This window comes from Pleurocapsa sp. CCALA 161 (assembly GCF_003003995.1).
Classification (GTDB): domain Bacteria; phylum Cyanobacteriota; class Cyanobacteriia; order Cyanobacteriales; family Xenococcaceae; genus Waterburya.
The window spans coordinates 14,165-37,806 of record NZ_PVWF01000051.1 but is presented as its reverse complement, the minus strand read 5'-3'; the positions used below and the strand labels follow the sequence as shown (position 1 = coordinate 37,806).

Genomic DNA, 23,642 nt, shown 5'->3' with positions numbered 1-23,642 from the left:
TCGTAGGGAATTTAAAACATATGTACTATTTAACAAGTGATTTTTCCTCCAACTGTAACCCTCGTTTGAACAACGTCCCATTCTCGCTCAAAGTAGACAGGTGATCGCGATGGATTTAATGGGGTTAGGCGATTCAGATCGACCCCCTAGAGAATATTCAGTTGCTGACTATGCTAAAAATGCGATCGCCCTATGGGATCATTGGTCACAACTTAAGGAAATCAGAAAAAAGCCAATCGAACTGTAAAATTGTGCAAAACTTAGGACTGACAAGCAACCCGTGCGATTCAGTTGTTCTATGAGTAAGAGCAAGAAACTCAACCGCGACTAGGACACTCAATCGTTAAAAATATTCAAAGAAGCTATACTCGCCCAACCTATCAAAACCACACCGCCTAAGTACAAAGCAACATTAGCAACTGGACCAAAGCCTAAGTCGGTAGTCAATATTAAACAGAAAATATAAGTAAAAATAAACAGTATTAGTATTGCCTTCAGAAGATTTATGAGCGCCATATTTAGTTTGCCCTTTGTGATGTAATAATAGCGAATCCACTTTGTCGCCAACTGTCTATTTGTTTGGGAGCTTTTTCAAGCTGATGAGTAACTGGATCGTGCATAGCAAAGTAATTTATTATTTGAGGCAAAGAAACCAGTAAACAACCTGTTAACAATAAAGCCAAAAATTTTCCTAGATGAAATTTAACCATTGTCTTTCTCCTTATCTAAAATTGTGTTCTAAGGGTTATATTTTTTTAGGCTCGAATTAGAACGATGCCCAAGGCTCGCACTCAAGTATGACAAAGGGAATAACATGACAATTATTTATTTATTTCCTTTCTCTCCAACTACTTAAGTCTCTAAGTCCCGTTAATATCGTCCTATGATGATGCAATACCTTGGGGAATGGGATCGATCGCCACAGGTCTTGTGGGAGAAGGAAAATAATCGCGATGTTGAATTTGAGTTTCGACCTTAGTGACAAGAGTTTCTGCCATAACGATTGCTTTCATGATTAGTTCTTCTTCTTGTTCTCTACCAACTTTTTTCTTGGCAGTAGGATCGAGACAATGAATTTTATTTACCCTAGGATAAAGACTGTAAATCTCAGGATTTGCCAGCATTCCTGCTAGTAACTGTGTAGCGATTTGTTCGATTTTAGCTGTATGTAATTCCATCATTTTCACCTCTTTAAGGCTTTTCCGTTATGAGATAAAGCAGGAGCGAGTAAATTATTTTGGGCTAACTTTCCTGTTTGCAACCATTTATCTACCAGATCGTTTCTTTGAGCTTGACCCAGATGCGATCGCAGTTGTTCTCCTTCTAAAACTTCTTGCTTTAAGAGAATTTGAGCTAACGCGGTCAATAGTTCGCGGTTTTCTAAAAGAGTAGTCTTAGCGGTCTGATATGCACCATCAATTACTGCTTTGACTTCCAGGTCGATTTCTTCGGCAACTTTGGGGCTAACCTGACGACGAGGATTAGTCATACCATCTAGAAACTGCTGCTGTACTTTTTCAAAAGCAATGGGACCCAGGCGATCGCTCATACCATAGAGAGTTATGTATCTTTCAGCAAGCTCAGTAGCTTTTTGAATATCGTCGCTAGCGCCCGTAGATACTTTGCCAAAGATTAATTCTTCAGCAGCACGTCCTCCTAATAAAGTGGCAATACGACCGCGAATTTCGTCTTCCATCATTAGGAAACGATCTTCTTCTGGTAGATGGAGGGTATAGCCCAATGCACCAATACCACGAGGAACAATGGATATCTTCTCGACTCTATCCGTTCCAGGCATCAACGACCCCACGATCGCATGACCGACTTCATGATGTGCCACAGTTTTCTTTTCAGTTTCGTTGAGTACCCGAGATCTTTTTTCCAATCCTGTCAAGATTCTCTCAGAGGCTTCGTTAAAATCTGCCATAGTTACCGCATAGCGATTATTTCGAGCAGCAAGCAGCGCAGCTTCGTTAATCAGGTTTGCCAAATCTGCCCCTGCAAAACCAGGAGTACGAGCAGCTAATTTATCTAAATCCACGTCTTCGGCTAAACTAACATTTCTAGCGTGAACTTCTAATATCGCTAGTCTTCCCGACTTGTCAGGGCGATCGACCAAAATCTGACGGTCAAAACGACCAGGACGCAATAAAGCAGGGTCGAGAACTTCGGGACGGTTAGTAGCAGCCAGCAGAATTACTCCTGTGTTGGGTTCAAACCCGTCCATTTCTGCCAGTAGCTGGTTGAGTGTCTGTTCTCGTTCGTCGTTACCGCCCATAAAAGCTCCACCAGAGGCGCGAGACTTACCCAAGGCATCTAGTTCGTCGATAAAGACTATTGCTGGGGCTTGTTTTTTAGCGCGCTCGAATAAATCCCGCACCCGCGATGCACCAACGCCGACAAACATTTCGATAAATTCCGAGCCAGAAATACTGAAGAAAGGAACACCAGCTTCTCCTGCGATCGCTTTTGCCAATAAAGTTTTGCCTGTGCCTGGAGGTCCTACTAACAATACACCTTTAGGTATTTTTGCTCCTAAAAGAGCGTATTTAGTCTTGTTTTGCAAAAAATCGACAATTTCATAAAGTTCTGTCTTAGCTTCATCGACTCCCGCTACATCATCAAAGGTAACATCCAGACTGCCTTCGGAGTAAATACGAGCGTTGCTGCGACCAACAGCAAAAGGACTTGCTCCGCCTTGTTGACGGCGAGCAATTAACAGACCGCCCAAATTGACCAACAAAAAGAGGAAAAATAATACTTGTACAAAACCCCAAAACCAAGTGTCATTATTAGCAGGTGTTGCGGAAAATTCTACTTGATGTTGACGCAAAATCTTCGGTAACTCTGTATCTTGAGTCACTGGAACTGTAGTAAAAACCTGCTCCGAGTTGTCGGCAAATCCTTCTGATTTGAGAGTATATTCAAGACGATTGGGGCTAATAGTTACCTGCTCGACGCGATCGCTCTCTACTAAGTTGATAAACTTACTGTAGGATTGAGACTTAGCTGATGATGGAGTCAGGAATAAACTAAATAAAATCAAGCAGAGCGCGCTTAAAATCAAAGTCAATTGCCATTGATTCGATGGTGATGTTTGATTGGGATTCTGGTGTTGAAACATATCTATTACTCCTGGTGTAGCTTGGCAATGACTAAGACGTTACTAAAGTCTTGTAAGACATTTGAGAAAGTAAATCGCACACTTCTCGATCTGTTGTTTGAGTAAAATCCTCATAGCAAAAATCCACTGCACCTAAATATTTTGGTTTTATTAAACAGATAAAGTCGTCTACCTGAGTTGCTAATTGTTCTATAGCTGACTTTGATGCTACGGGAGTAGCAATGATAATTTTCTTTGGCTTATGCCGTCGCAAAACAGTTACCGCAGCCTCCATAGTTTGACCCGTAGCAATACCATCATCAACGATAATAACAATATGCTGCGAAATTTTTAGCAGGGGACGAAAGCTTCGATAACAGCGATCGCGCCATCTTAATTCGACTTTTGCTTGAGCAGCGATCGCTCTTAGCTGTTCTGAATTGACTCCGTGAATTTGTGTCGTGTTTTGATTAATTATAGTAATGTTGCCACAGTAGTCAGGCAACAGTTCATCTTCGACAACTGCACCCATCGCTGTTTCTGGATTGTTAGGTAGTCCTAATTTTTTGACCAAACAAACATCCAAGGGAAGATTTAAAGTTTTGGCAATCTCATAAGCCACAGGTACGCCACCACGAGGTAGTCCCAATACTATTGCTTGAGGATGATTAGCATAGGCGGTAAGTTTTTGGGCTAATTTTTTTCCTGCTTCTCGTCTATTAGAAAAAACTGGTTTCATGATTTTTACCAATCTCAAGATTAATTCCCACTATAGTTGGCAGTTTTGAGGAAGTTATGAGTCGTGATGATGTGTAACCAAAATTACTTTAATAGTTGAGCGATCGCCTCTACCAATTCTTGTGGCTCAAAAGGTTTGGCGATCGCCGATACAGCACCAAGTTCCTCAAATCGAAGTCGATCCATGGATCTAATTCTCGCTGCCATAAAGATTAGGGGAATAGACTGCTCAGAAGCAGTAGTTTGTAGCTGTTGCCAAATATGGCAATCGCTGTGGTCTAATAAGTCAGCTTCGAGTAAAATTACATTGGGTTGCTGTGTTTGAATTAAAGTCAATCCTTCAGCGATTGTGTTTACTGAAAACACTTGCCAATTTGCCATGTGTCCCAAGCTGCGTTTAATAATTTCGCGAATATCTTTAGCAACTTCAATAACCAGAATATATTTGCGATCTAGCTGTAGCATTAATAATCTATTCCTAACAAGCGCTTGGTTTAAAACAATATATTAATTTAGAAATATGAGCTACTTATGAGGTGAGCAAGCTGCTCGTTCTAGATACTTATGATGTTACTGTTGTGTCTATTAATTCAGTAAGGATAATTAAATTAAATTAAATCCTATTACTCATAACTTCCTCAAAACATTTTCTTAATTTAAAGACAGATTGAGGAGGAAAATAAATGGTAGATTTATCCACAACTTATCTAGGTAAGACATTGCGATCGCCTTTGGTGGTTGGTGCAGCAGCACCTCTAACCGAAAATATCGATAATATTAAACGGATGGAAGATGCTGGCGCAGGAGCAGTAGTATTGCATTCTTTGTTTGAAGAACAACTACTAGAAGAACGATACGAAGCATATCATCAATTCGCTCACCCTACAGAAAGTTATCCCGAATCAGATTTTCCTGTCGATTCAGAAGCCTATCTAGAGCGTATTCGTCGTGCTAAAAAGATGGTGGATATTCCCATCTTTGCTAGTCTCAACAGTTCTACAGTAGGTAGCTGGGGTGATTATGTACGGCAGGTAGAGCAAGCAGGTGCCGATGGGTTGGAATTAAACATTTATGACATTCCTACAGATCTGTCAATGAGTGGCGAGCAAGTAGAACAAACTTATGTAGATATTGTTCGCAGCGTTACAGACGCTGTTAATCTACCTGTAGCAGTCAAACTGAGTCCTTTCTTTAGCAATATGGCAAATATGGCGAAAAGACTAAGTGATGCTGGTGCCAATAGTTTAGTATTATTCAATCGTTTTTACCAACCCGATATCAATCTAGAAACTCTAAAAGTAGAGTCCAATTTGCTTCTTAGCACTTCTAGAGAGATGCGTTTACCGATGCGCTGGATCGCTATTTTGTATCGCACTCTTCCCATCGATTTTGCTGCTACAGGCGGGATTCTTACCGCTCAAGATGTCATCAAAATGATGCTGGTAGGTGCTAATGTCACCATGTTAGTTAGCACACTAATGAGTCATGGTATCGAACAGCTACGAATAATTGAAAAAGACATGATTGAATGGTTGGAGGTTAACAAATACGAATCAATTGCTCAGTTACAAGGCAGCTTAAGCCAAATAAATTGTCCCGATCCTAGTGTTTTTGAACGAGCGCAATATCTCAAAGCTCTACAAACCTATCAACCCTATTGGAAAATGGTTGACGGAACGTATGTTAGGAATTATGCCAAATAAATGTCTGCCTTCAACAAGCCAAATTCTGACAATTTTTGACAATACTTAATCTTGAGGTAGCAATCGTGATTAATCTTTTAGATGTTTTTCCCACAATCAAACTAGACTCAACAAATCAAGAGCCAGAATTCGTCTTAAATCCCTGGGAAATTAAAGAAGATGATTTTCCTTTTGATGGTACAACTACAGATAAACTCAAATTTTTACTCAACTATGCAGTCTTAGCCCCATCAATTCATAATATTCCGCCTGGGCTATTCAAAATAGTTGATGATGCTATTGAACTATATGCAGATACAACTCGTGCCTTGCCCGTAGCCAACCCCGATTATCGAGAACCCATTATTAGCTGTGGCGCAGCTTTATTTCATCTTCGCCTTGCCATACGTTATTTTGGCTATAAAGATCTAGTAGAAATTCTTCCAGAGCGTCATAATCGCAGTTGGCTGGCAAGAATCCGCTTTGGGAGTAGAAGAATTACCCAACTTGAAGAAAAGTTTTTGTTTCGAGCAATTCCCAGACTTGATATTAACCCGCTTGACTTTAAAGATTGTCAGATTCCAAAATCCTTAAAATTGGAACTAGAATCGGCTGCTGATGCAGAATGTATTAACCTGCATATTACAGCTAAAGTTATACCCCAAGCTTTTTGTCCAGAAGTAATTAATTTAATCGATCTAGGCGATCGCCTGCAAACGACAGACCCTTTGTTTGGTCGAGAATTAGCTCAATGGATAGATTCAGAGTCAGCCCAAAATTGTCAGCTACCGATACCTGCTCCTGTTTTGATGTTGATTAGTAGCGATGGCGATCGCCCTCATAGTTGGCTAGCTACAGGAGAAGCTCTAGCACATTTACTCTTGAGAGCTAGAGTTGATGGTGTTTGGGCATCTTTCCTCAATCAACCAATTCAAGTCCCTCAATTGCGATCGCGCTTAAAAGCTCTATTTCCTGAAAATGGTCATCCTCAAATTCTGCTTCGTTTAGGTTATGCCCAAGACACCAAACCAACTGCTAGAAGAAGCAGAGATGAAGTTAGCGAAAAGACAAGTCGCTGAAGGTAAACATCATAGGGGTTTTACAGCAAAAGAAATGAGTCAAAAAATCAATTTGCGGTTGAGAGCTTTTTGTACAAATGTCTCTCAACCCGATTTTTGCCTTACTGTAAAGATTAAAGTTTGAGTCGGGCAAAAACATCTTGTAGAACATTAGCCGAATGACGAAGCTGTTTTTCTTCTCTGGGACTCAAATCTAAATTGACAGTTTTATAAAAGCCTTTCTCATTGATTACTCTAGGCAACCCCAAACAGACATCTTTGATACCATATAGTCCATCAACAAGACCACTAACAGTAAGAATGCGTTTTTGAGAGCGTATAATTGCTTCGACTATATCGGTCACTGCTAAACCAATCGCATAGGAGGTATATCCTTTACGCTGAATAATTTCATAACCTACATTTTTAACTTGACTAAAAATAGCCGTGAAGTACTCTCGCTCTGCTGAATCAAGATTTTCCCAGTCTTGCGAGAGCAATTTTCGTCCAGCCACATTAGCCGTACTCCACACGGGAACTTCGCTATCTCCGTGTTCGCCAATGATATAAGCTTGAACGCTTCGAGCATCAATGTTTAATTTGTGGGCTAGCAAAGAACGAAATCGAGACGTATCCAGTACTGTTCCCGTACCAATAACCCTAGAACTGGGAAACCCAGACATTTTTAGTGCCACATAGGTCATAATATCTACGGGATTAGTGACAATTAACAGGATGGCATGGGGACAATACTTGGCTACATCATCAAGCAGGTTTTGATAGATAGCAACATTACGCCCTAGTAAATCAAGGCGAGTTTCTCCTGGTTTTTGTGCTGCACCTGCGGTGATAATTACTATGTCCGCATCCTTTCCCGCGTCGGCTACCGTTCCCGCAACAAGTTCTGTAGGAGCGATAAAAGACATTCCGTGGAGCAAATCCATCACTTCTCCTTCAATCTTTTTGGTATTGATATCCTGTAAAACTAATTCATCGAAGCAGTTTTGAATCAGTAAAGAGTAGGCGCAGGCTAATCCTACTTGTCCTGCACCAATAATGACTCCTTTACGGAGAGAAAGAAGATTGGTTTGCTCGGCTTCAGTATTGATATCAAAGATTTTTTCAAACATAATTAATTGGTTTTGATTATCGAGCGAGATTAATTTTTTACTAGCTATCTGCTTTATTTTCTTGCTCAAAAGATACTGGCTCAAAATCGTTATCCATAGCAGTACGCACGATTAATACCGAACGGTTGGCTGAAAATATTGCTGAGTCGAAGACGAATTGATTTTTTTCGCAATGGTCTACTGCTACGAGTATTTTATCGATCATTTATCAATCTCTTATTTAGTAATAAAGTTACTCTGATGTTTGATTTCCAGTTATCTCACTAGGCTCAATGCGATAAATTGCGACTACATTGTCACGCCCTACAGCGTCGCTCCAGGTTCTACTAATCGCAGGTGAAAGCGTTGTTGGGTTGCGCTCTTTGACCAATTGCACCCTGGCGATCGATATCTGACTGTTGTTACCATAAATCTTAGTTCCTCGTTAAACTTGTACCTCTTCACATCTATAAGGCGAATATTTGTTTGAGGTTGATTCTGTTATAAAAAATTGATTTGAGGAACTTATGAGGATAATCTACAGGGGCGATATTTGACTGCTGGAGAAATTCCACATGACGAGGCTGAATATTTGCCTGCTCAATATCACCAATGCTTCTAAATAAGTTCAAAAGAATCGAAGCAAATTGCAACTGACTCGGCTGAAATCATATCTAATTAAAATAGGAAAATCTTTTACCAGTATCTACCAACCTACAAAGCCTGAAATTTGACTTGCTAAAGTAGTAGGGTCGAAAGGCTTAGTAATAAATCCTTTAATACCAGAGGCATAAAAGCGACGGCGATCTGTTTTCTGAGCTTTAGCAGTCAAAAAAATCACGGGAATATGTTTAATTTGAGGATTATCTTGTAGCTGCTTGAGAGTTGCTAGTCCATCCATTTCGGGCATCATCACATCCATTACGATCGCATCTGGCTGTTCGGCTACCGCTTTAGCGATACACTCTTGTCCTGAAGCTGCGGTCAACACTGACCACCCTTCTCGTTTTAAACCAATACGAGCCACTGCTAAGATAGAAGCTTCGTCATCTACAAGCAAAATGCGTTTTACAGTCATAGGGGCAGTTCCTCTGACGATTTTAAGTTAGATTTAGGCAAAGTAAAATAAAACGTGCTTCCCTTCCCAAACTCACTATCAGCCCAGATGCGACCTCCGTGTTCTTCAATAATTTTGTAACAGATGGGCAACCCCAAGCCAGTACCTCCTTTATCTCGCGAGTCGGAAGCATCCACCTGTTTAAATCGCTCAAAAATACTGCCTAGTATATCTGCGGGAATCCCGCGCCCTGTATCGATAACTTTAAATAAAACCTCGCATTCTAAGTCTTCGACTGTAACCTGAACCGAACTATTAGGGGTCGAAAATTTGATCGCATTGCTGAGTAAATTGGTTAGGGTTTGCTGGATATGATCGCGATCGACATTAATGGTCAGAGAAACAGGTTTTGCTACCAAAGTGATATTTTCAACTTTTGCCATTGGCTGCATGACTTCGATCGCTTCGTGAACTAAATCGGCAGCCTCACAGGGCTGTTTCACCATTTTTACTTTGCCTGACTCAATGCGCTCTAGGTCAAGTATATCGTTTACCAGACGCACTAAGCGATTTGTATTAGTTACGGCAATGTTTAGCATTTCGCGGTCTTCTTGGGATAATCCACTTTGAGGGTTGGTTACAATCAATTTTAAAGCGCCATATATAGAGGTTAGAGGGGTGCGCAATTCATGACTAACCACCGAGACAAATTCGTCTTTCATTTGTTCGGTAGCTTTGCGATCGCTTATATCGCTAATTAAACCAAAAAATCCTTTGACAAATCCTTCTCGGTTAAAATCGGGAATATAAGTAACATTAACCCAACGTGAGAAGCAATCGCTCGATCTGATTTCATTTTCATAGCTTACTGTCTGCCCTGACAAGGCTAATTCTACATACTGTTTAATTTGCTGGTAATTTGCCTCGCCTAGAATCTCTCGAAGATGGCTGCCAATAATTTCAGTACGGGGTTTTTTGTGCCAATCTTCATAAGTCTTATTGACAAATTGATAGTACTGGTGGCAATCGACATAAGAAATTAATGCTGGTAGTGCATCTGTAATCAAAGGTAGCTGTGATTCGCTATGCTGCAATGTAGCTTCAAATTGTTGGCGAGTAATAGCAATAGAGGCTAAATTAGCACAAGCTTCCATTATCTCTAACTCTTTAGGTAAAGGCGATCGCGGTTCGGTAAAATACAGATTAAGAGTTCCTAGAACTTTACCCGTATCGGATTTAATCGGTTCGGAACAACAGGCTTGAAAACCGTGAGGCAAAATTAGATGTTTATAGCCCGTCCAAGAAGGATCGGTAGCAATATTACTTACGATTACTCGCTGACCTGAATAAGCAGCCGTCCCGCAAGAACCAACTTTTGCCTCAATGGGTAAATAATCGATCGCGCTAAGATAATCTTGGGGCAATTGAGAACTGACAAAAGATCGTAAATGTTGACCATCCTCCTGCACGATCGTAATGGTTGAATTTAGACCTGGAGATAAGCGGTCGACTTGCTCAATCAGTTCTGATAAAGTATCTTTTAGAGTCTCTCCTCTAGCTATCATCTTCAAAGTCCTATTTTGAATCTGCTGTAAGCCCTCTGTCCACTTGCGTTCGGTAATATCTAAAATAATTCCGTCTAACCAAAGAAGTTTGCCATCACCGTCAAAGACTCCTTGTCCTTTGTCCTTAATCCAGGCATTCGATCCATCTGAGCGAATAATTCGATACTCAATTGTATAGGGTTGACGAATGGCGATCGCCTCACGGACTTCTCGAACAACGCGATCGCGATCTTCTGGGTAAATAATGCTTCTTATAGACCGACTTTGATTATGAATAAAATCGGCAGCCCGATAACCTGAGATCGTCGTAATTTCATCACTTAAGAACTCCATCGTCCAATCAGCATCGTTAGCACAACGGTATATTGCTCCAGGAACATTGGCGATTAAAGTTTCAAAACGTTCTTTTACATACTGGTAATTTTGTTCTATTTTGGTGGCGTTTATCTTTGACTGCCATCCGCGCTTCTCAATCTGGCGTACATTATCAGCTTCAGCTAATACGGTTAGATATTGCTGCAAATGCAATAGCTCATTATCTGAAACTAATCCTTCAAATGGCAAAACACGCACTAAATTTCCATACTGTCGATAAAGTTTCTCAGGCGAATCATCGATCGCAATTATCTTTTCTAATGTGTATCCATGTCTTTTCACCTTCTTCAAATCTTTGATCCAATATGAGGCGTAGCGTTTGTAATCGAATTTACGGACACATCGCTCTTGTGACCAGAGAAACGCTAAATCTTCTTTTTTGCTGCCAAATAAATTTAAACTTATCTCTTCAGCATAGTCTTTTGAGGAAGATGTCCAAACGGCTACCGCAGAAAAAGATGCAAAGCAGAAATCGATAAATGAACGAGCATGAGGACGTAAGTATACAAAATATGGTCCGACAACAAAATCCTGGACTTGCTCTAGGGGCTTTTCTGCTGCATGGATTAATGTTTCATCAAGATCTAAGATTATTAATTTGTCAAATGTCATCGAACCAAAATCAGGTAATTTATTTTTATCTTACTCAAGATTGATATTTGAGATTTCTTCGCAGGCGATCTGCTTCTTGCACAATGCGGTTTTAAAATTTACCTTGATGAATGGTAACGATTGAAGATTTCGTCAGTAAGCCACTCTGAACTTGCTTTAAAGTTATGCATAGGAGTCGGCAGCATGTTTAAGTAAGTCTGATTACGAATTAGATTTCCCGGTCTTCCTTGGACTAATATTTTGTCAAATAAATTGGCAACTGCGTCGTTCAGTCCCAATTTGATTAAAGTTCCTCGCATATTTGCGTCAACCGAATGCGTTCCTTTATTTTTAGATAAAGCAATCAGATTATCAGCAATTCCCTTTCCTTGTTGATAGGCAATTTGCGCCACTGGGGGTAAGGAATGGTCTTTAACTGTCGCACAGTCTCCTGCTGCAAACACTTCGGGAAAATCGACTAATTGCAAAGTGGAAGTCACCAGAGGAGAACCATGCTCATTTTTGCTTTCATCCTTTATCTGCGTCAGAGATTCAATTAGAGGATTGTTAGCTATGCCAGCAGTCCAAATTGCGGTTTTGGTCGATAGCGTTTCAGTTTCGTCTCGATCTACTAATTGATATTGCACAGAGTCTGAATCTACTGCTGCAACTTTTGCCCCTAAAAGTAATTCCACAGGAATAGTGCGGTTTTTCAAAGCTGACTGGACAGTTTCTCGAAGATGTGTATCATCTTTTGCCAAAATTTCTGTAACGAAATCCATTAACACAATGCGAAGATCTTCAACATTACCACCCAAACTGCCATACCAATGTGGTAGTAGATCGGCTAAAGTCGCTGCCATTTCAATTCCTGAATGACCTGCTCCTACTACGGCGAAGGTTAATAATTTGCTGCGTTCTGCTTGAGATTCAGTTTGGCTGGCCTGTTGTAAACATTGTCTAATATGCCGTTCTAGTTTTACCGTATCTGCTCCAGTGCGGAAAGAAAAAGCGTTTTCTTTTGCTCCTTTTGTACCGAAATAGCCCTGACTACTACCTACCCCCAAAACCAAATAGCGATAGTTGTAGGACAAACCAGATGCTAATTCTACCTGACGCTGTTCTAGATCGATACCCGTTACCTCACCCTGTACAAAAGCTACCTCAGTACCTTTCAATAATTCCTTGTATTGAGGTAAAACCTGTTTGTCATACATTTCCCCAGATAGGTATTCATATAATAAGGGTTTAAAAACAAAGCGTTCTGTAGAATCAATGAGAATTATGGGATCGGGGTAGTTGTGATGGCTGAGATATAGAGCAGTAAAGAGTCCGACAAAGCCTCCGCCGACGATGACAGTAGGAGTGGTTGAATTATTCATTGTTTTTCCAAATAACTTCTTTTGTTATAAGATTAAGGCTAAGATTTGAGGAACTTATGAGGAAAAATCGACCAACGGTTAATAACGTATTTATCTATATTGTCATGAACATACAGTCAGAGCGACAATTCAACGTTGGCAAGACCGAGAATTGGTGGGATTACGGTCAGCTCCTGGAAGAGGAGTAAAAGCAAAGTGGAAAGCAGAAGACTTGGAATACATAGAAACTTGTTTAAATGAAGAAGAGCGAACTTATAATAGCGTTCAACTTGCACGAAAACTTAAGCAAGAAAGGGACGTAGACTTAAGCAGCGATCGCTGAAAATATTTCTCATAACCTATCCAACCACCCATAATAGTTATGCCCAAGAACCCAGACCAAAACAGCCAAGGTATAGCTCGGTGGTAAGGGTTTGATCTAACTTGAGGATAAGTTTGTTCTTTTTCAGGTGCAGTTTTCATAATCTATTACTATTTTGATTTAATCAAGCTGGCACAGTATACAGTTAGAGTGACCAAGCGATCGCGAAGCGTAGGCGGAGCCTAATCGCCCTCAGTAATTTGTTCGAGAAAGGCGATCGTTAAGCTAAACTTAAAACCGGGAACAACATCGTTAGCTCTGGTAATTTGATAAGCTGATAGAGTCGCTGCTAATCTGCGGTCTAGAAATTCTCCTTTTAGCCCAACTTCAAACTGTTCCCCTGTAATAAGAACTACTCTCAATAAGAGGATCAGAAGTGGTAGGAGCAATAAAAGCGATTTTGAACGCTAGAGCGAATATTTTTGAACGGTATTGATTGTAACGTCTTGTAGTTATAATTAAGTAATTGATGTTACGCACTCACTGATCTGTAAAGATCGCGAAAGAAGAAAGGGGAAAGGGTTTATTGATCTATTTTCATAGCGAAGTGTATCCTTTAGGATAACTTACTGAAACTATCGAAACTATCTATTTCTAGTTGTTTTGCGTAACATTAGTTAAATAACTCAATTTAAAGCCCTGCACGGACGATCTGCGAAAATTTTAAATTCACATTAGGCATAAATTATTTTTGTAGTAAAACTGGGTAGTTAGTAAATTTGCGATCGCGAGTAATAATTGTCAAATTTTCACAAATCGCTTGTGCTATCAAAATACGATCAAAAGGATCTTGATGATAAGCAGGTAATTCTTCAATCTTTAGAGCGTGAATTGTTCGGATATCGAGAGTGTTAATCCTATCTATTGGTAATTGTTGGGTAACTAATTGAGCCAGAGGTAGGGGAATTATCAGTTTTCCAATAGCTACTTTAATAGCAATTTCCCAGATGCTTGCTACAGAAAGAAATAGTTCATTGTTAGGATCGGCAATGGCTTGTTCCATTGAAGGAGACAATTTTCGCGGCTCATTTAACCACCATAGCCAGCAATGAGTATCCAATAAGAGCTTCACTCTTCTTCTCCTTGAAAAAGACTTACAATTTGATCGTCTACTTCATCAAAATCTTCCGCAATTTTAATTTGACCAGCTAGTCTACCTGAAATACGAAAATTAGTTATAGGTGTTTGATAAGGCGAAAGTTTAGCTACTGGTGTTCCACGATTGGCAATGATAAACTCTTCTCCTAAAGATACTCTTTGTAGCAGTTTTGATAACTGAGTTTTAGTTTGGTGAATATTGATGATTTCCATATAGACTAAGTTTGTAAGTTTAGTTTATATTAACATTGGTGTTAGTTCCTCTAGGAAAAATAATTAAGCTATAAAGAATACGAGAAGGTAAACCTGTAAATGTACCAAAGTGAACTGGTATAAAGGAATCCATAACGCGATCGCCTCTTTTTTCCAGTTAGAACCCTGCCATGTTATTCCACATAGAGCGATCGCTCTGGCTGTTTCTACACATCCTTCTCCTTCTAAGCCTAATACCCATCTCCCCTGACAATGTTTAACTACTTCAGATAGTTTGTATGCTCTCCAGTCTTTTGACCCTTTGCTTCATAACTACGTTCAAGCGATCTATATAGTCGAGAATGTTGAAAGGCGTTATGAATCCAATCACAGCGCACCTCCCAACTGGTTTAAGCGGTTTAAAAATGCTTGTGTAGAAATGTGGGTGCAGTTTTTCACTACTGCACTTAAAATATAAGTAATCATTTTTTCCCTCCTAACGGGATTTGTGTAATTAAAGCGATCGCAGGTTTCCGTGCAAAGAATGGCGATCGCTTTTGCTTTGGCGATTTTTAATATGTGGCAAGCTGCTACGAGAATGCAAATTTCTCTTGAGTGACAGCTAAGACAATTTGGATAGCTTTTATTTTTAAAGATTAATCATCAAAACTGACTCCTAAATCAACATTTAGTATTGTCTCTATTCTTCTGATTATTTCTTCTGTAACAGCCGAGCGCATATCTTCTGCCTCTAACTGATACCAATAAGCTCTACTAATATCACACTGCTTACAAATTTGAACTAAAGAACGATCATCTTTTTCTCTTGCCTCCTTTATTCGCTTTCCCAAACCAGGGAAATCAATAACATTTGTTTTAACTCGCTTGACTTGCAATGTTTTCATAAGTTGTTTTCCAACTTTCATTCTATTGTATATTGTCTACCGATAGTTGACAGGTGTTTGCAGACAGTATACAATTAAGATATTGGAAAACGGAAAACATTAATTTACCAGCCATAAAAGTTGATTGAAAAAATGCTTTTCGTACAAATACGAGAAACGACCGCACTCCGTGGAAAGAATCGCGATCGCTCTCAACCCTAATTAACAATGCAGCGTCCCCCACGCTCAAAACTACTGTGAGTTGAACGATATAACCTGCGATCTCTTAATTGGGCTAAGGCTACCCCTGCTACATAAAAAGCCCGTTCCACTTTTCTTTCTAATGCGAGGCGATCGCGGGATTCATCATGAGTTAGATCTAAGCTGGATTTTAATTTAATCAGTTTAGGCATAGTTTTTGTCTCCTAAACTCACCTCTAACTTTACTGCCTTCACGGGTGACAGCAGAAACTTAATAGTTGTCATGATTATTGCTTATGAAGAGATAGAAGGTTATACCCAGGTTTCAAGTTACCTGGGTAACTTGAAAACTTGATTGATGGAGACAAAAATCTTTTGCTATATTGTCTAGAAAACTTTGCGGTTTTTTGCGATAAGTCCTAAAGGACTTCGCCACGCTTAAATGTTTGCTCTTTAGTGGTTTCAAAAGCTACTACATCAATTGAACCATCATGTATACTTGATATTAAGTTCATTGTTTAAACTTTTAAGTTGTTGACGATGACAAAGCCTTTTTTGGCTTTGAGTATTAGACAGAAAGAACAAGTTTTGCCGACCCTAACTCTCTGTCATAATAATAGCACGTGATATCGAGTATACTCGTTGTTTATGGAAAACACAGACCAGAAAAAAGATTATTTATTCCAGGGAAAAGGATTGGGGGTAACCCATAAGCAAACGCCAGTCAGCGTCAAACTTCCTCCTGAAATTGATGCTATTGTTCGTTCTTTACCGAATCGCAGTGAATATATTAGAAAAGCGATCGCTGAGAAGCTAGAAAAAGATGGACTTATTTCTGTGTAAATTAAACTTTCAGTCTCTACAGTTTTATTAAAAGTCAAATTAAATATCACACTTGCATTACGTGAGGCTATTTCTTGAGACAGCTTGTAAAGGGGGAGTAAGAAGGTCACAAAAAAGAAATTCTTTACTCTTCTGTATATGAACCTATCCCACTAATAATATTTTGTTAATCCAGATATGAACGGTCGCCAAAGATAAAAAGGCATCAAAATTGATTTTTTGACGTTCCCATCGAACAACTAGACGGCGATATTTGCGTTGATACCAAGCGAAACATCTTTCTTGTTGAAATCTCGCAACAGATATTTTGATTGGTCTTCCGAGATTTTTCGGGGTTTGATAAATTCGTTGAGGTAGTTGAGGTCTAATACCCCGTTTTCTTAAAGCAGCGCGCTTTTCCTTAGAATCATAGCCTTTATCTGCTGCTAAAACTTTAACTCTTTTCTTCGGTCTCCCTGCTTTTAATGTTTTCAACTTCACACTATCAAGCAAAGGAAAAATTTGCTCTCTTTCACTACCATTAGCAGCAGTAGTGCAATTGGCAAGAGGCATTCCGCCACCTTCGGTTAAAGTATGAATCAAAATTCCTTTCCCTTTATAACCATAACCAACATCTTCTAAGTCATTGGACATCAAGAGAATTAGCCGAAGAAATGGAAAAACAAAAGATAGTCACAACTATTTCTCCCAGACATGTCGCTCGATTATTGTCAGAAGCAACATTGAAACCACATCAATCAGAATATTGGTTGAATCCCCCCCCGACGAAAAGTTTGACGAAAAAACCAAAAATATCTGTTGGTTGTACGAACAAGCACAAAATTTAAGAACAAAGGGAGAAAGGATTATTAGTATCGATGAGATGACAGGAATACAAGCTCTAGAAAGACAAGCTCCTGACAAACCAATAAAACCAGGTCAGCCAATCAAAAGAGAGTTCGAGTATATTCGACATGGCACTCAAACTCTAATTGCTAGTTTTGATATTAGTAGTGGCAAAATCTTACACGAAAGTATCGGTCAAACTAGAACTGAGCTAGATTTTATGACCCATGTGCAGCAAATGGTTAAAGCTAATCCTCAAATAAAAAAGTGGCATTTAGTGATGGACTGTTTAAACACTCATCAATCCGAATCTTTGGTTCGTTGGATTGCCTCAAATGATGAAATTCCCGTCATGATTTTGGGCAAGAAAGGTCAGTCAGGAATACTAGAGTCAATGGCAACTAGAGCCGAATTTCTCAATAACCCTGAGCATAAAATCGTTTTTTATTACACACCAAAACACTGTTCTTGGTTGAATCAGATTGTTTTATCCCAACTTTTTGCCACACTACCGATTGTTCTCTCACAATTAGTTGAAAGCGATGAATGATAACAACATAATACCTCCTTTATATTCTCTCTTCACTGTCAATACGTAACTTCTATCAATCTACTTTTCCGCCTATTTGTTTCCAAGCCTGAATTACTGCTTGGCAAAGTTTTTCATCATTTTCAGCAATGAAACATTGACAATCAAGACTTTCTGCCAACAAAAGTAAAGCAGGATCGGGAACGAAAGCAAATAAAACCGTTTCTTGACCATCAGTATAAAGCTCTAATACATTACGTAACATTTCTCGAAATAACTTTAAATCGACATCTTCATAGCTACTGAAAAGAGTTAGAGAAGAATTTATTTTCGACTCTAAATTTCCCCAACTCCAACCAGCAGTGGAAGGAAAAGCCACAGCTAAGGCAATTCTATTGGGTAACTTGCTTTGAAATTCCTGCGAATTGGGCTCCCCACAATAAAGATGATGATTTCCTAACTTCCACCAATGCTCAGATTGGGATGCTGTAATCTTAAGAGAAACTGTCGATTGCTCTTCCACTACTTGAGGATAAATATCAATGATTTCTTGTTGATGAAATTGCCTTGGAGATGAAGCCGAGTCTTCAGCTAAGTCAGAAGTAATTGATAAATCTTGGGCGTTTACTTTTTGATCTATTTCTACTTTTGCGTTTAATTGAATTGCTTCGGAGGGTAAAAACTTCTGGGCAGATTCTAACGGAGGTTTAGCTAACTTAGCTTTATATTTTTGCTTAATTTCTTTAGCAGCTTTGTAGCTAATTTTCTCCCCAGCTTGAGCCAAAGCGATCGCTTCTTGTCTAGCTGCTTCATGAGTTGAAGGTGCTGCTAACTCGTAAAGTGCTGAAGCAGCAAAAACATCCAAATTTTGGACACCTGCAAACTGTTTAGCCACATTTTCAAACGAATTAGCCGTTGATTTTCCCCAATTGAATTCAGCTTTGATCCATTTTCTGTACTGTCCATGCCCTAGAAGCTTCTTGACCTTAATCAACCTTTGTCCAATCTCAATAATGTCTTGAGCTGTCCGTTTCATTAAAGAGCGAATTTCACCTGTTTGCTCCTGTACAAAGTTCAAATACTTAACATCTAAACTAGAGTAATCAAAAACTTCGTCAGGTATAGGTTCTGTATATAAATTAGAAGACATAAATTATCTGACCGTACAATTATTTCAAGTAAAAATTATGAAGATACTTAATCATAATCAGCATAGCTGTTTAGCTTTGTTGTTTGATAATAAATTATTTATTGTAATTCTATTTAAATCAGTTTTGGTGAGAGAAAAAATTAAGCAGAAAACGTAAATTACTACTATCTATAAGATTTGAGTAATTATTTGTGAACTACAATATAGTGATCTTGAAATATAAATTTTTGTTACTTTAGTTAATCGATATATTTGAAACTTATAATTTTCCCTTAGGAAAATGAACTTGGAAACAGCTACCCACTCCTACCTCACTAATAACGGTAATTTTTCCTTGATGTTGTTGTATGATGGCTTCAGCTATGGTCAGGCCTAAACCTAAACCTTCTGGATATTTAACTTTTACAGCCTCACTCCGCCAAAAATCTTGAAAGATCAACGGCAAATGATCGCTGGGAATACCTATTCCTGTATCTCTAATGGTAACAATAATTTTCTTCTGAGATTGTTCGATCGAAAGAAAGACACTTCCTGGTGCATCAGTGTATTTAATAGCATTTTCTAGTAAATTGGTCAAAAGCCGATTTAACTCGTCTTGATATCCTTTAATTATAATATCTTTAGATAACTGTGTCTGTAAATTAACACCCTTCGCTCTGGCAATTGGCGTAAATTGTTCACTTAGGCTTTGCAAGATTGCCATCAACGACACATCGTTAAATCTTACCTTGCCGAGGTTAGGTGTTGTGTCTATACGAATTAAAAATGATACCTCTTCTACTAAATGTCTGATTTGTTCGGTAGCAGTATTAATAATATTGAGTTTTCTAGCTTGGCTAACTTGGTTTTTACTTGTTTGGTTGAGTAACATTTCAGTAGCAAGACTAATTCGGGTCAATGGAGTGCGTACCTGGTGAGAAACATTGGTCATAATGCGCCGAAGCCTTTGAATCCCTTTTTTTAAAGGTTTTAGAGTTTCTGTAGCTAAATAAATACTGCTAAAACTAACTAAAACTATAGCTGTAGCACCTCCTAGTTGCAATCCTAATCTAAGTTGAGTGAAAACAACTTCAATTTCTTGAGTTGATTGGCTAGCACGAATATAACCTTCTAGTAACAGCTTATCTTCTCTTGGGTTGTGACTATAGACGGCTATAGTCGCAGTCTGAATCTTTCCCTGACGATGGAATACAGAGGTTTTCTTGGTGGATTTTAACGCTTGTATATTATTGAATATAGGAGATTGAATAAAGTCATGACCTTCCCTGGCCAAGAGTTTTCCTTGGTCATCGTACCATTCAAGACCGTGGTGTTGGTCTGAGAAGAGTTTAACCCAAGAAATTTCGCGCTCAAGGCCTTGTTTGCCTTCACTTTTAACCATACTTAAGCTAGGAGTTGCTGCTTCAACTAAAGTTAGAAGCTCTTGGTTTAATTGTTGGTTTAAGCTTCTAATCACAAAAAAATAGAGAGATATTCCCGAAATACTAAATATAGCGACAGTGGCGAGCAAATATTTAAGCAGTAAACGTTTGTGGTAAAACAGAAAACCTTGATTAAGCAGTCGAGTAGAAATAGTAAATAGAAACATCACAGATAATTACAGCCAAGAGTAAACTTGACTTAAAAGTAAATTTATAGTTTTTGTCTATTTACTAATGTTAAGTTACCAAAGGTGACAAACTAGAAACAAAAAAAATAGACATTGTAACGAATAAAGTTTTCTATTTAGATTGCAATCTATATGATGGAAGAAAGATTTTAAAACAAGTACCTACGTTAACTGTGCTAGAAACTGTAATTTTGCCTTGATGTTGTTGAACAATAGTTTGAGAAATTGCTAAACCTAATCCCAGTCCTTTTTGCTTCCTAACTTGTTTGGCACGCCAAAAACGCTGAAAAATGTAGGGTAAATATTGGGAATCGATGCCAATACCTGTATCTTCAACTGAGACTACCACATCTTTTTGAGATAGGCTTAAAGATAAAATTACTCTTCCTCCAGCATGAGTATATTTAAAAGCGTTGGTCAGAATATTAGAAAATAAGCGATTCAGTTGAGAAATATCGCCTTTGACAACTAAATCGGGCTGAATATTAGTTTCAAAGTCAATGTCTTGATTACGAGCAACTTCTCGAAAGTGTTCTGCTAATTGCTGTAGCAGTTCATCCACAAAAACAATGGCTTTTTCTGGCTTAATTAAGGGAGAAACTGCATCAGTACGGGATAAAAAGAGTAAATCTTCCAAAAGATATTTCATTTGCTCTGCACCACTTTTAATTATTTCAACTTTTTTCTGTGCAGAGGGTTTACTTAACTGTTCTGGATTACTCAGTAAAATTTCACTGGCAAAACTGATCTTGGTTAGAGGGCCACCTAATTCATGAGACGCATCGGCAGCGAATTGTTTGAGATGTTGAAAACTTTTCAAAGTAGGTTTGAGAGCTTGACGAGTTAGATAGACACTGCTGATGCCGATTAAAAAAATTGCTGTAGCTCCCCCCAGCCACAATCCTAATTGCAACTGCTGGAGGGTTGTTTCGATTTCCTGGGTAGACTCGCTAGCTCGAATATAACCTTTTAATTGAATAGTATTTTTTTGATTTTGAGTGGTATATACAGCGATGATTACACTTCTAATCTGTCTTTCTTGTTGAAATATGGATTCGCCATTCTGCAAAGTTGAAAATGCTTTCGCGCTCAAAGGCATTTGCGGAAAATTGCTTCCTTCTCTAGCGATAAGTTGACCATTGGCATCGAACCATTCTAAACTCTGTTGGCGATGAGAAAATAGATCGCGCCAGGAAAGATCTCGATCAAGACTTGGTCTACCTTTAAACTTGATTGTATTTAAACTGGGAGTAGCTGCTCCTACTAAGGTTTGCAACCGATTATTTACCTGATGATTTAAACTTTGAGCAAAAAAAATGTAAAGAGCCGTTCCCGAGATGCCTAAAACTGTTGACATAACTAGTAAATAAGCTAGTAGTAAACGCCGGCGTATGTCTAAAAAGCTAAAACCTGGCAGCTTATTAGGAATGGAAAAGCAAGCTGTTAAATATTTCAGCAAAGTCATTTTAAAATTGTTGTTAACTTAGCTAGATCAAAGTAAAGAAACTGAATATTAAGATGCAGTTGCGATAACCGTTTCTAGAAGTTTATGAATCTAGAGAAATTACTGCAAATATACTAAATTAGTATATTTGCAGTAATCTTGCACGCTTAAAACTCTCGATGTTATCGAAGTAAAACATTCAAAATTTTATTTTCATGGTGATATATTGCATTATAACTTTATGTCTTCCTCAACATGACTTTAGCACTATAAAGTAAAAAATTGATTTTTATTTTCTAATTTACTAATGCTCGATTTTTAAATGAATAGAGCATAATTTAGGTTAAAGCATGGTTTATTGCTGTGGCTGTCCTAGCTGTAGTAGATGTAAGCACGGTTTTAATTTTGACTAGGTATTGAACTTCCGAACTAAACTTGGTAGGCAGCCTTCAGCAAGACAATTCAATTGGAAATAGATCGAGTAAGTAGCACTGAGAATTCTGATGAGAAACTTGTAGAGTGAAATTAAAAAGCTTATGGCTTTAGAGCAAGTGTGTCTTGACTATGAACTTGCAGCACTAAGACGATACCCTAAGCCATAAACTGTCTCAATAAAATCATTAGCAACTCCAGCTTTGGTTAACTTTTTTCTTAAGCGTTTAATATGAGCTTTAATTGCATCTTCATCGGGTGGCTCTTCAAAAGACCACAGATTTTCTAAGATTGCGCTGCGACTCAACAATTTACTACCGTTACGCATAAATAGTTCTAGTAGACAATATTCTTTGGCTGTCAATTGCAAAGTTTGCTCTTGATATTTCACTTCACCAGTATTGGAGTTGAGACACATTTCACCCCATTTTAAGACTGGGGACATGGAGGTAATTCCTCGACGTAACAAGGCACGAATCCGCGCTAGTAACTCTTGCAATTTATAGGGTTTAACTATATAGTCATCAGCGCCTGCATCTAATCCTTGAACTTTTTCATCAGTTGTATCTTTGGCAGTCAACATTAAAACTGGCATTTCGTATTCGCGATCGCGTAATTGACGACAAAGAGTGAAACCGTTCATTTTAGGCAGCATCACATCCAGCAGGATTAAATCATAATTAAAAGCTTCGACGAAATCCCACCCAGCTTGACCATCTCTGGCAATATCGACTACATAATTTTGATCGGTCAAAATCTCTTCTAGTAATTCACTGATCTCCCAATCGTCTTCAACTAGTAAAAGTCTCATATTAAGTAAATACCTCTTAAGTTATGGTTTTTTTGGCGCTCAATTGACTAATAAGTCTTTACTTTTTGAAAGCAATTAAATCTCTGGCGATTAATCCATTGCCCTATTTAAAATCAACTGAAAAATCAAAAATACTATTTTTAACTAGCAAATTTCAGATTTTTACGGGTAATTTTGAAAAATCAATTCAAAGTCACCCTCCGTAAATATTAAATTCCTCACAGGTGGAACAAAACTTACCTAGGTGAGCAAGCAGGCTAGTAAACTTGATTGACACTATAACCGAGATAGTTAATTACTTCAAATTTCATTAATCAACGATAAACATAGTATCAGAATGTTAATTCTCTGTAAAGAAATTTAAAATAGTCACGATGACAGCCAAAACATGCATTCGTATTTTAAAAGCAGGCGTTGCAGAATCGAGGTATGGTGCTGCGATTTCTGTGACCAAGCAGATCAACTGAATAGCTGATAGTTGATAGCTACGAACGGATTACTTTTTAGCTTCACACTTCAAATCAGCAACGCCCAAAAGCAAATTCGCAGATTTACGAATTCAATTAAACTTTGATCCGAGTTTGTTACTTTAATTTGATTAAT

At 38.5% G+C, this 23,642-nt stretch carries 28 protein-coding genes and 1 pseudogene; 7 read left to right on the top strand and 22 right to left on the bottom strand.

All coding sequences use genetic code 11. From position 1 onward, the window contains the following. Nucleotides 1-79: 79 nt before the first annotated feature. Nucleotides 80-199, top strand: a pseudogene (locus C7B62_RS26540) (alpha/beta fold hydrolase); the annotation flags it as partial. Between the two features lie 319 nt (nucleotides 200-518). Here the strand turns inward: C7B62_RS26540 and C7B62_RS13690 are convergent. The 5 genes from C7B62_RS13690 to C7B62_RS13670 all read right to left on the bottom strand — a co-directional run bounded on the left by C7B62_RS13690 (nucleotide 519) and on the right by C7B62_RS13670 (nucleotide 4,306). Then, nucleotides 519-710, bottom strand: a complete 192-nt coding sequence (locus tag C7B62_RS13690; RefSeq protein ID WP_106237108.1) for a hypothetical protein — start codon at nucleotides 708-710, stop codon at nucleotides 519-521. Between the two features lie 171 nt (nucleotides 711-881). Beyond that, entirely contained in the window at nucleotides 882-1,181 is a 300-nt protein-coding gene (locus tag C7B62_RS13685; protein ID WP_199194189.1) for a hypothetical protein, read from the bottom strand. Between the two features lie 2 nt (nucleotides 1,182-1,183). Continuing rightward, nucleotides 1,184-3,124, bottom strand: coding sequence for an ATP-dependent zinc metalloprotease FtsH (ftsH, locus tag C7B62_RS13680; RefSeq protein ID WP_106237105.1), 1,941 nt, complete (start codon nucleotides 3,122-3,124; stop codon nucleotides 1,184-1,186). Nucleotides 3,125-3,155: 31 nt separating this feature from the next. Beyond that, nucleotides 3,156-3,842 carry a phosphoribosyltransferase gene (locus C7B62_RS13675; protein ID WP_106237102.1) on the bottom strand — a complete coding sequence of 229 codons (687 nt, stop codon included), beginning with the start codon at nucleotides 3,840-3,842 and terminating at the stop codon, nucleotides 3,156-3,158. Nucleotides 3,843-3,925: 83 nt separating this feature from the next. Beyond that, entirely contained in the window at nucleotides 3,926-4,306 is a 381-nt protein-coding gene (locus C7B62_RS13670) for a response regulator (RefSeq protein ID WP_233219954.1), read from the bottom strand. Between the two features lie 218 nt (nucleotides 4,307-4,524). On the opposite strand from C7B62_RS13670, the gene C7B62_RS13665 reads away from it, so the two are divergent. Further along, nucleotides 4,525-5,544, top strand: a complete 1,020-nt coding sequence (locus C7B62_RS13665) for a dihydroorotate dehydrogenase-like protein (protein WP_106237097.1) — start codon at nucleotides 4,525-4,527, stop codon at nucleotides 5,542-5,544. A gap of 65 nt (nucleotides 5,545-5,609) precedes the next feature. Beyond that, a complete protein-coding gene (locus C7B62_RS13660; RefSeq protein ID WP_106237093.1) occupies nucleotides 5,610-6,602 on the top strand; it encodes a nitroreductase in 993 nt (330 codons plus the stop codon). Nucleotides 6,603-6,715: 113 nt separating this feature from the next. Here the strand turns inward: C7B62_RS13660 and C7B62_RS13655 are convergent, their stop codons facing one another. The 6 genes from C7B62_RS13655 to C7B62_RS13640 form a co-directional block, all read right to left on the bottom strand. Continuing rightward, nucleotides 6,716-7,711: an L-lactate dehydrogenase gene (locus C7B62_RS13655; protein WP_106237090.1), complete on the bottom strand. Its 996-nt coding sequence runs from the start codon at nucleotides 7,709-7,711 to the stop codon at nucleotides 6,716-6,718. A 40-nt stretch (nucleotides 7,712-7,751) separates the two neighbouring features. Further along, nucleotides 7,752-7,916, bottom strand: a complete 165-nt coding sequence (locus C7B62_RS25730) for a hypothetical protein (protein WP_158260681.1) — start codon at nucleotides 7,914-7,916, stop codon at nucleotides 7,752-7,754. A gap of 241 nt (nucleotides 7,917-8,157) precedes the next feature. Beyond that, on the bottom strand, nucleotides 8,158-8,322 hold the full coding sequence (locus C7B62_RS25725; protein ID WP_158260680.1) for a hypothetical protein: 165 nt from the start codon (nucleotides 8,320-8,322) through the stop codon (nucleotides 8,158-8,160). Nucleotides 8,323-8,396: 74 nt separating this feature from the next. Next, the gene (locus C7B62_RS13650; protein WP_106237087.1) at nucleotides 8,397-8,768 is read right to left on the bottom strand and encodes a response regulator; all 372 of its coding nucleotides are present in this window, start codon (nucleotides 8,766-8,768) and stop codon (nucleotides 8,397-8,399) included. Next, nucleotides 8,765-11,299, bottom strand: coding sequence for an NIF family HAD-type phosphatase (locus C7B62_RS13645; RefSeq protein WP_106237083.1), 2,535 nt, complete (start codon nucleotides 11,297-11,299; stop codon nucleotides 8,765-8,767). The genes C7B62_RS13650 and C7B62_RS13645 overlap by 4 nt, the downstream gene beginning before the upstream one ends. Before the next feature lie 98 nt (nucleotides 11,300-11,397). Further along, nucleotides 11,398-12,660: an NAD(P)/FAD-dependent oxidoreductase gene (locus tag C7B62_RS13640; protein WP_106237080.1), complete on the bottom strand. Its 1,263-nt coding sequence runs from the start codon at nucleotides 12,658-12,660 to the stop codon at nucleotides 11,398-11,400. Nucleotides 12,661-12,716: 56 nt separating this feature from the next. Between C7B62_RS13640 and C7B62_RS26875 the strand changes: the two genes are divergently transcribed. Next, nucleotides 12,717-12,848, top strand: a complete 132-nt coding sequence (locus C7B62_RS26875) for a hypothetical protein (protein WP_255414017.1) — start codon at nucleotides 12,717-12,719, stop codon at nucleotides 12,846-12,848. Nucleotides 12,849-12,924: 76 nt separating this feature from the next. Here C7B62_RS26875 and C7B62_RS25400 read toward each other — a convergent pair whose 3' ends face one another. The 4 genes from C7B62_RS25400 to C7B62_RS13625 all read right to left on the bottom strand — a co-directional run bounded on the left by C7B62_RS25400 (nucleotide 12,925) and on the right by C7B62_RS13625 (nucleotide 14,332). Continuing rightward, nucleotides 12,925-13,122, bottom strand: a complete 198-nt coding sequence (locus C7B62_RS25400; RefSeq protein ID WP_146132104.1) for a hypothetical protein — start codon at nucleotides 13,120-13,122, stop codon at nucleotides 12,925-12,927. An 81-nt stretch (nucleotides 13,123-13,203) separates the two neighbouring features. Further along, nucleotides 13,204-13,383 carry a hypothetical protein gene (locus C7B62_RS13635; protein WP_146132103.1) on the bottom strand — a complete coding sequence of 60 codons (180 nt, stop codon included), beginning with the start codon at nucleotides 13,381-13,383 and terminating at the stop codon, nucleotides 13,204-13,206. 323 nt (nucleotides 13,384-13,706) lie between these two features. Beyond that, a complete protein-coding gene (locus tag C7B62_RS13630) occupies nucleotides 13,707-14,093 on the bottom strand; it encodes a type II toxin-antitoxin system VapC family toxin (RefSeq protein ID WP_106237073.1) in 387 nt (128 codons plus the stop codon). Continuing rightward, nucleotides 14,090-14,332, bottom strand: coding sequence for a type II toxin-antitoxin system Phd/YefM family antitoxin (locus C7B62_RS13625; protein WP_106237070.1), 243 nt, complete (start codon nucleotides 14,330-14,332; stop codon nucleotides 14,090-14,092). Before C7B62_RS13625 ends, C7B62_RS13630 begins: the two co-directional genes overlap by 4 nt. Before the next feature lie 109 nt (nucleotides 14,333-14,441). Here C7B62_RS13625 and C7B62_RS25720 point away from each other — a divergent pair, with 109 nt between their 5' ends. Further along, nucleotides 14,442-14,582, top strand: coding sequence for a hypothetical protein (locus C7B62_RS25720; protein WP_158260679.1), 141 nt, complete (start codon nucleotides 14,442-14,444; stop codon nucleotides 14,580-14,582). A 385-nt stretch (nucleotides 14,583-14,967) separates the two neighbouring features. Here the strand turns inward: C7B62_RS25720 and C7B62_RS13620 are convergent, their stop codons facing one another. Then, entirely contained in the window at nucleotides 14,968-15,216 is a 249-nt protein-coding gene (locus C7B62_RS13620) for a helix-turn-helix transcriptional regulator (protein WP_106237124.1), read from the bottom strand. A 197-nt stretch (nucleotides 15,217-15,413) separates the two neighbouring features. Beyond that, entirely contained in the window at nucleotides 15,414-15,608 is a 195-nt protein-coding gene (locus C7B62_RS13615) for a hypothetical protein (protein WP_106237066.1), read from the bottom strand. A 436-nt stretch (nucleotides 15,609-16,044) separates the two neighbouring features. Here C7B62_RS13615 and C7B62_RS13610 point away from each other — a divergent pair, with 436 nt between their 5' ends. Beyond that, nucleotides 16,045-16,239, top strand: a complete 195-nt coding sequence (locus C7B62_RS13610; protein ID WP_106237062.1) for a ribbon-helix-helix domain-containing protein — start codon at nucleotides 16,045-16,047, stop codon at nucleotides 16,237-16,239. A gap of 144 nt (nucleotides 16,240-16,383) precedes the next feature. Here C7B62_RS13610 and C7B62_RS13605 read toward each other — a convergent pair whose 3' ends face one another. After that, nucleotides 16,384-16,872 (bottom strand): transposase, encoded by a 489-nt coding sequence (locus C7B62_RS13605; RefSeq protein WP_106237058.1) that lies wholly within the window; start codon nucleotides 16,870-16,872, stop codon nucleotides 16,384-16,386. Between the two features lie 112 nt (nucleotides 16,873-16,984). Between C7B62_RS13605 and C7B62_RS13595 the strand changes: the two genes are divergently transcribed. Then, nucleotides 16,985-17,614, top strand: a complete 630-nt coding sequence (locus C7B62_RS13595) for a transposase (RefSeq protein ID WP_233219953.1) — start codon at nucleotides 16,985-16,987, stop codon at nucleotides 17,612-17,614. Between the two features lie 55 nt (nucleotides 17,615-17,669). Here the strand turns inward: C7B62_RS13595 and C7B62_RS13590 are convergent, their stop codons facing one another. The 4 genes from C7B62_RS13590 to C7B62_RS13575 all read right to left on the bottom strand — a co-directional run bounded on the left by C7B62_RS13590 (nucleotide 17,670) and on the right by C7B62_RS13575 (nucleotide 23,039). Further along, nucleotides 17,670-18,743, bottom strand: coding sequence for a DUF3102 domain-containing protein (locus C7B62_RS13590; RefSeq protein WP_106237055.1), 1,074 nt, complete (start codon nucleotides 18,741-18,743; stop codon nucleotides 17,670-17,672). Nucleotides 18,744-19,002: 259 nt separating this feature from the next. Continuing rightward, nucleotides 19,003-20,331 (bottom strand): cell wall metabolism sensor histidine kinase WalK, encoded by a 1,329-nt coding sequence (locus tag C7B62_RS13585; protein WP_106237053.1) that lies wholly within the window; start codon nucleotides 20,329-20,331, stop codon nucleotides 19,003-19,005. Between the two features lie 133 nt (nucleotides 20,332-20,464). Further along, nucleotides 20,465-21,709, bottom strand: a complete 1,245-nt coding sequence (locus C7B62_RS13580; protein ID WP_158260678.1) for a HAMP domain-containing sensor histidine kinase — start codon at nucleotides 21,707-21,709, stop codon at nucleotides 20,465-20,467. Nucleotides 21,710-22,358: 649 nt separating this feature from the next. Further along, a complete protein-coding gene (locus tag C7B62_RS13575; RefSeq protein ID WP_106237047.1) occupies nucleotides 22,359-23,039 on the bottom strand; it encodes a response regulator transcription factor in 681 nt (226 codons plus the stop codon). Nucleotides 23,040-23,642 lie beyond the last annotated feature (603 nt).

What these genes read in the sequence shown, in the direction of transcription:
- C7B62_RS13690 (WP_106237108.1), bottom strand. Translation starts at nt 710, where the DNA reads ATGGTTAAATTTCATCTAGGAAAATTTTTGGCTTTATTGTTAACAGGT.
- C7B62_RS13685 (WP_199194189.1), bottom strand. Translation starts at nt 1,181, where the DNA reads ATGATGGAATTACATACAGCTAAAATCGAACAAATCGCTACACAGTTA.
- ftsH (WP_106237105.1), bottom strand. Translation starts at nt 3,124, where the DNA reads ATGTTTCAACACCAGAATCCCAATCAAACATCACCATCGAATCAATGG.
- C7B62_RS13675 (WP_106237102.1), bottom strand. Translation starts at nt 3,842, where the DNA reads ATGAAACCAGTTTTTTCTAATAGACGAGAAGCAGGAAAAAAATTAGCC.
- C7B62_RS13670 (WP_233219954.1), bottom strand. Translation starts at nt 4,306, where the DNA reads ATGCTACAGCTAGATCGCAAATATATTCTGGTTATTGAAGTTGCTAAA.
- C7B62_RS13665 (WP_106237097.1), top strand. Translation starts at nt 4,525, where the DNA reads ATGGTAGATTTATCCACAACTTATCTAGGTAAGACATTGCGATCGCCT.
- C7B62_RS13655 (WP_106237090.1), bottom strand. Translation starts at nt 7,711, where the DNA reads ATGTTTGAAAAAATCTTTGATATCAATACTGAAGCCGAGCAAACCAAT.
- C7B62_RS25730 (WP_158260681.1), bottom strand. Translation starts at nt 7,916, where the DNA reads ATGATCGATAAAATACTCGTAGCAGTAGACCATTGCGAAAAAAATCAA.
- C7B62_RS13650 (WP_106237087.1), bottom strand. Translation starts at nt 8,768, where the DNA reads ATGACTGTAAAACGCATTTTGCTTGTAGATGACGAAGCTTCTATCTTA.
- C7B62_RS13645 (WP_106237083.1), bottom strand. Translation starts at nt 11,299, where the DNA reads ATGACATTTGACAAATTAATAATCTTAGATCTTGATGAAACATTAATC.
- C7B62_RS13640 (WP_106237080.1), bottom strand. Translation starts at nt 12,660, where the DNA reads ATGAATAATTCAACCACTCCTACTGTCATCGTCGGCGGAGGCTTTGTC.
- C7B62_RS26875 (WP_255414017.1), top strand. Translation starts at nt 12,717, where the DNA reads ATGAGGAAAAATCGACCAACGGTTAATAACGTATTTATCTATATTGTC.
- C7B62_RS25400 (WP_146132104.1), bottom strand. Translation starts at nt 13,122, where the DNA reads ATGAAAACTGCACCTGAAAAAGAACAAACTTATCCTCAAGTTAGATCA.
- C7B62_RS13625 (WP_106237070.1), bottom strand. Translation starts at nt 14,332, where the DNA reads ATGGAAATCATCAATATTCACCAAACTAAAACTCAGTTATCAAAACTG.
- C7B62_RS13620 (WP_106237124.1), bottom strand. Translation starts at nt 15,216, where the DNA reads ATGAAAACATTGCAAGTCAAGCGAGTTAAAACAAATGTTATTGATTTC.
- C7B62_RS13615 (WP_106237066.1), bottom strand. Translation starts at nt 15,608, where the DNA reads ATGCCTAAACTGATTAAATTAAAATCCAGCTTAGATCTAACTCATGAT.
- C7B62_RS13610 (WP_106237062.1), top strand. Translation starts at nt 16,045, where the DNA reads ATGGAAAACACAGACCAGAAAAAAGATTATTTATTCCAGGGAAAAGGA.
- C7B62_RS13605 (WP_106237058.1), bottom strand. Translation starts at nt 16,872, where the DNA reads ATGTCCAATGACTTAGAAGATGTTGGTTATGGTTATAAAGGGAAAGGA.
- C7B62_RS13590 (WP_106237055.1), bottom strand. Translation starts at nt 18,743, where the DNA reads ATGTCTTCTAATTTATATACAGAACCTATACCTGACGAAGTTTTTGAT.
- C7B62_RS13585 (WP_106237053.1), bottom strand. Translation starts at nt 20,331, where the DNA reads ATGTTTCTATTTACTATTTCTACTCGACTGCTTAATCAAGGTTTTCTG.
- C7B62_RS13580 (WP_158260678.1), bottom strand. Translation starts at nt 21,709, where the DNA reads ATGTCAACAGTTTTAGGCATCTCGGGAACGGCTCTTTACATTTTTTTT.
- C7B62_RS13575 (WP_106237047.1), bottom strand. Translation starts at nt 23,039, where the DNA reads ATGAGACTTTTACTAGTTGAAGACGATTGGGAGATCAGTGAATTACTA.